This is a genomic window from candidate division TA06 bacterium (genome assembly GCA_016208585.1).
GTDB lineage: Bacteria > Edwardsbacteria > AC1 > AC1 > EtOH8 > UBA5202.
Window position 1 is genome coordinate 1 of record JACQXR010000082.1, and the last position, 5,102, is coordinate 5,102.

Consider the following 5,102-nt stretch of genomic DNA (forward strand, 5'->3'; position numbering starts at 1 on the left):
CCTAAAGCGTAAAGCCTGCTGTGTTTTCAGTACATTGTCAACGGTCCACAAATCCCAACAAACTAACCCCTACATTCCAATCCCATGCCCGATCCAACAGAAAATAATACATCCGACCAGATGGTGAACGACCCGTCGTCCCAGTTGTTTGCTTCCTTGGCGGACTTTTACCGGGACAACGGACTCTTTCCGGAGGCCATCGCCATCTGCCAGGCCGGACTGGAGTCCCAGCCCGGCAATATCGAAGGCCGGTTGGTACTGTCCAAATGCCTGCTGGCCACCAAACAGTATGCTTTGGCCCGGGCCGAGGCGGCCAAAGTGCTTTCGGTGCAGTCCGAGAATTCGGAGGCCAAGAAGATACTTTCTCAGGCCGATTCGGCGGTCCCGGAAGCTCAGGAGGCCTTAACCGCTCTGGCTAAGACCGAAAAGGAAGCAATTCTAGAGCCTGCGCTGCCGGTAAAATCAGAGACTGAATTTGCTTTCCCTAAGACTGCAGCTAAGGTAGAAGAACCAGCCCCGGCGCCGGTGAAAATACCAGAGACGCCCGTCAAGGAAATTCCTTCCAGCCCGCTTCCGTTAATGGCCGAGCGTACGGAGCCGCAGCCCGCATTGCCTTCGGTTCCGAAAAACATCCCGGATCGGCCGGCGGAAGTCCCGCCGGCTGCCAAGGCTTCGCCGGCAGTTCCCGATAGGCCGCCGAAACTGGCGGCTGAGGAAGTCACCGAATGGCAGACCGGGTTCGGCAAGATCATGAACAACCTGGTCCAGACCCCGCAGGTCAAGGCCTGCATGCTGGTGGACGAAAATGGTTATGCGGTGGCCGACGCCGTCTCCCGTTCGGGGCAAAGCCTTTCCGAGGACAGCGCCGCGCTTTCCGCCAATATCTTCAAGACCGCTTTTGAAGCCCTGAAGAAAATAAAACTGGGCGAGTTGGAACGGATAGTGATAGAGACTGGGGATGAGAAGATATTCCTGCGCCAGGCCGGGCGGATGGTGCTGATGATCTCAGCCGACTCCTCGGCCAAGGTGGGACTGGTGATGGTCAACAGCAAACGGGCGGCGGAACAGGCGGAAAACATGGCCAAACGAGACCCCAACCGCTGATCGTTTCAGCCTGAGACGGGAAATACAGATCATAAAAGCAAACGCTATGAAAGAAACACTGAATCAAATAAACGAGATCTCCGGGGTCAAAGGCAGCCTGGTGGTGGATAACGAGGGTTTGGTGATCGCCTCCAACCTGATGTCGGGCCTGGAGGAGAGGACCATCAGCGCCATGGTGGCCGGTATCTACCAGGAAATAATCCGGGCCATTCGGCCGACCGAAGGAGCGGAGCTTTCCGGGGTGCAGCTTTCGGCCAGCGAAGGCAGCATCATATTCCTGTGTGCGCCGGAATGCATCCTGACCGTGATCACCGAGCCCGGGGCCAATATCGGCTTGGTCTCAATCAAGATGAAAGCCAGCCTGGAACGTTTAATGAAAATTTTATGACCAATCTCCAGTTCGTCATCTCGGAAGAGGTCACCATAGCGGTGGAACGGGAGATGGCCGTGTACATCAAGTCCTCCCGGGCCAAATGCGCCATCCTTTTGTCCAAGAACGGTCACCTAATCAGCCAGTCCGGTTATATCACCGATTTCAACCTACAGCCGATCTCGGCCCTGATCGGAGGCATCTTTTCTTCCACCCAGGCCCTGGCCCATCTGGTGCATGAGGAAAAGTTCAAGGTGATGTTCCAAGAGGGCTCGAAATGGAACGTCTATTTCTGCCTGGTAGCCGAACATTTTATTTTGGCCACCATCTTTGATAAATCAACGGTGGTGGGCATGATCCGCCATGCCGCCGCCGAAGCCGAGAAAACCCTGGCTCCGCATCTGGAAAAGACCCTGAGTGACGAAGGCGACAACGCCCCTCTGGCGGATGAAGAAATCGCGGAACCGGCATCAGCCGGGAGACAGGAAAAGCAGGAAATAATTTTGCCTGACCTGAACAAGGAAGTGGAGGATGCCCTGTCCAAGCTGTTCTCCTGACGGCGCGCTGTTTAAATCCAAAAGCCTTAACCATTCAATTCAAATAAGATCATGTCTTTAATCAACTATTCATCCAAAGAGATCGCCTGCAAGTTAGTCTATTACGGGCCGGGCCGCTGCGGCAAGACCACGAACCTTCAGTATATCTACGGAAAAATTCCGGATGAGAAGCGAAGCTCCATGATCAGCCTGGCCACCGAAAAGGACCGCACCCTGTTCTTTGATTTTTTGCCTTTGGAACTGGGAACCATCGCCGGTTATAAGACCAGGGTCCAGCTTTACACCGTGCCCGGCCAGGTATTCTACAACTCCACCCGCAAATTAGTGCTGCAGGGTGCGGACGGAGTGGTGTTCGTGGCCGATTCCCAGGTGGACCTGTGGCAGGAGAACCAGGAGAGCCTCCATAACCTGCGGGACAACCTGGCCGGCCTGGGGATGGACATTTACAAGATACCTTTGGTGATGCAGTACAACAAACGGGACCTGTCAAATATCATGCCGGTGGCCGACCTGAACGCCGGGCTGAATTTCAGGCGGGCCCACCATTTCGAAGCGATAGCCACCACCGGGGTTGGGGTGTTTGACACCCTAAAGACCATCAGCGCGCTGGTGCTGCAGTCGCTTTCCGCCAAATATAAAAAGTAAAAACATAATCTCAATAATGGCATCTCTAAGGAACCAGCGAATTACAGGAATAATTCAATAGTTCTATAGTTTCTGTAAAATAATTAGTAAGTCCTTATTCACCATATTATCACCAAACAAACAAAAAACTTTTAACAAGGAGTAAAACAATGGTTTCCACACAACTGCTGAAAGAACTTCCGCTTTTTGCCGGACTGACCGAAGATGAACTAAAGTCGTTATCGGCGATCTGCCAGGAAAAGGAGTTGAAAAATGGAGAGATCGTCTTTACGGAAGGCAGCGCAGCCAACGAACTCTTCATTTTAGAAGCCGGGGCGATAAATGTGCAACTTAAGGTTGCCCCGTATGTTGACCATCTCACAGTGCATACAGTTACCCCAAAAGAAATATTCGGTGAATTGGCTTTTATTGATGATGTGCCCCGATCGGCCACAACGAAGTGCGTCAAAGATTCCAAGGTTGTAATTATCAACCAATCTGAGTTTGAGGGTTTGGTAAAAAGGTACAGCCATATTGGCGAGGTGGTTTACCGAAATATGGCTGTTACCATGAGCTTAAGGTTAAGAAATGCCGATAAACAGATCAAGGAGTTTTGGTCTAAGATTTTTGAAGCTCAATCTCCTGCTTTTGCCAAGATGTTTGTTATCTGACAGAGGCTAGTTTAGTGGACGGGGGAGGGATTTTTCGGTTTCGGTTAATCCGGGGCTGTAGAACCCTCCCACGATCATGGTTTGAAGATTTTTAACTTGTGGTGGATAAACTATGAAATGCCCCAAATGCAATTTTGAAAGAAAGAGGAAACAATGGATAGGAAAGCTGAAGAAATCATCAAAAAGATTGCTCAGGCCCTTGTCAAAGGGTATCAGCCGGAGAAAATCATTCTTTTTGGTTCCTATGCTTATGGAGAACCGAACAGCCAAAGCGACATCGATCTGTTGATCATCAAAGAAACCGAGCAGACATTCTTTAAACGGCTTTTAGATGTCCGGAGATTGGTTTCCGAGATCAGGAGAGGATATCCGTTCGAGCCTTTAGTGTTCACTCCCGAGGAAATCGAAGCCCGGCTGAAATTGGGAGACCCGATATTTGCGGAAATTTTCAAAAAAGGAGAAGTTATTTATGCCAAATGACAGGGAATCCCTTTTCGCCGACGACTGGTTCAAAAAAGGGAAGAAGGATCTGGAAAGAGCAAAATTGAGGGCGCAGGAGAATGACCTGGAAGATGCGGCATTCCATCTTCAGCAAGCCATCGAGAAGTACCGCAAAGGCTATCTCTTGTCAAAAGGCTGGGCGCTGCAAAAAATACACGATTTGGAATTTCTCCTCGATGAAGCGCTAAAATATAATCCGGGATTGGAAAGATTCAGATTGTTGTGCCAAGGGGCCACTGGTTATTATCTTGCCGAACGATATCCATTTCCCATAGCGGAACCGAAACCGGAAGCGATCATGGAAAATTTAGCCGATGCCGAAGCCCTGATTGAAATGCTTTTGGAAGAAAACATATGAAATGCCCCAAATGTAATTTTGAGAATCCCGAGGGCCTAAAGTTCTGCGGAGAGTGCGGAGCCAACTTGGCCGAGGCGCGCCGGGCCGAGGAGCTGGAACTCCGGCTCAAGCAGGTGCACAGCTATATCCCCCAAGAACTGGCCGAGAAGATAGCCCGAAGCAAAGGCCAGATTGAGGGCGAACGCAAGCAGGTCAGCGTGCTCTTTGCCGACATCTCCGGCTTTACGGCCATGTCCGAGGTATTGGATCCCGAAGAGGTAAGCGAGGTGATGAACGAGCGCTTTAGGGCGTTGGTGGGAATAGTCTACAAATACGAGGGCACCATAGACAAGTTCATCGGCGATTGCATCATGGCCATCTTTGGGGTGCCGGTGGTTCACGAGAACGATGCCGAAAGGGCAGTGAGGACGGCCTTGGACATGCGAAAGTCTTTGGAACAGTTTAACCAGAGCTTGGAGAGAGACAAGAAAAAAGCGATCCCTGATCTGAGCCTTCATATCGGGATCAACTCCGGAGCTGTGATCGTGGGCAATATCGGCTCGGATTTGCGGATGGACTATACGGTAATGGGAGACACGGTGAATCTGGCCTCCAGGCTTGAGGGCGCGGCCAAATCCGGCCAGATATTCATCTCCAAGAAGACATATCAAATGACCAAAGGTTTGTTTGAATTTAAGGAGCTTGAGCCGCTGACTTTGAAGGGCAAACGGCAGCCGGTGCCTGCCTATGAGGTTCTGGGATATAAAGAGAGGGCCAGGCCTGTTAGGGGAATAGAGGGAGGGTCTTCTCCAATGAGTGTGGGTGATTTTAGGTGATTTTGGGCTACTTACAGGGGAGGAAGCGTGCAGGTCAGTACCTTCAACCGTAAGTATTCCTCGTCTCTCAAACCATACGCCCTGCGCTGAATAACCCTGATC

The 5,102-nt window shown here is 51.1% G+C and carries 8 protein-coding genes; all 8 read left to right on the forward strand.

The features are described from left to right. The first annotated feature begins 84 nt into the window (after positions 1-84). The gene (locus tag HY768_06180) at positions 85-1,104 is read left to right on the forward strand and encodes a roadblock/LC7 domain-containing protein (protein ID MBI4726796.1); all 1,020 of its coding nucleotides are present in this window, start codon (positions 85-87) and stop codon (positions 1,102-1,104) included. A gap of 46 nt (positions 1,105-1,150) precedes the next feature. Continuing rightward, entirely contained in the window at positions 1,151-1,492 is a 342-nt protein-coding gene (locus tag HY768_06185) for a roadblock/LC7 domain-containing protein (GenBank protein ID MBI4726797.1), read from the forward strand. Continuing rightward, a complete protein-coding gene (locus HY768_06190) occupies positions 1,489-2,031 on the forward strand; it encodes a roadblock/LC7 domain-containing protein (protein ID MBI4726798.1) in 543 nt (180 codons plus the stop codon). Before HY768_06185 ends, HY768_06190 begins: the two co-directional genes overlap by 4 nt. Positions 2,032-2,082: 51 nt before the next feature. Next, the gene (locus HY768_06195; protein ID MBI4726799.1) at positions 2,083-2,676 is read left to right on the forward strand and encodes a GTPase domain-containing protein; all 594 of its coding nucleotides are present in this window, start codon (positions 2,083-2,085) and stop codon (positions 2,674-2,676) included. 149 nt (positions 2,677-2,825) lie between these two features. Then, positions 2,826-3,326, forward strand: coding sequence for a cyclic nucleotide-binding domain-containing protein (locus HY768_06200; protein MBI4726800.1), 501 nt, complete (start codon positions 2,826-2,828; stop codon positions 3,324-3,326). A 153-nt stretch (positions 3,327-3,479) separates the two neighbouring features. Beyond that, complete coding sequence (locus HY768_06205; protein ID MBI4726801.1) at positions 3,480-3,806, forward strand: nucleotidyltransferase domain-containing protein; 327 nt, start codon at positions 3,480-3,482, stop codon at positions 3,804-3,806. Beyond that, the gene (locus tag HY768_06210; GenBank protein ID MBI4726802.1) at positions 3,763-4,185 is read left to right on the forward strand and encodes a HEPN domain-containing protein; all 423 of its coding nucleotides are present in this window, start codon (positions 3,763-3,765) and stop codon (positions 4,183-4,185) included. Before HY768_06205 ends, HY768_06210 begins: the two co-directional genes overlap by 44 nt. Next, complete coding sequence (locus HY768_06215) at positions 4,182-5,000, forward strand: hypothetical protein (protein ID MBI4726803.1); 819 nt, start codon at positions 4,182-4,184, stop codon at positions 4,998-5,000. Before HY768_06210 ends, HY768_06215 begins: the two co-directional genes overlap by 4 nt. Positions 5,001-5,102: the final 102 nt, after the last annotated feature.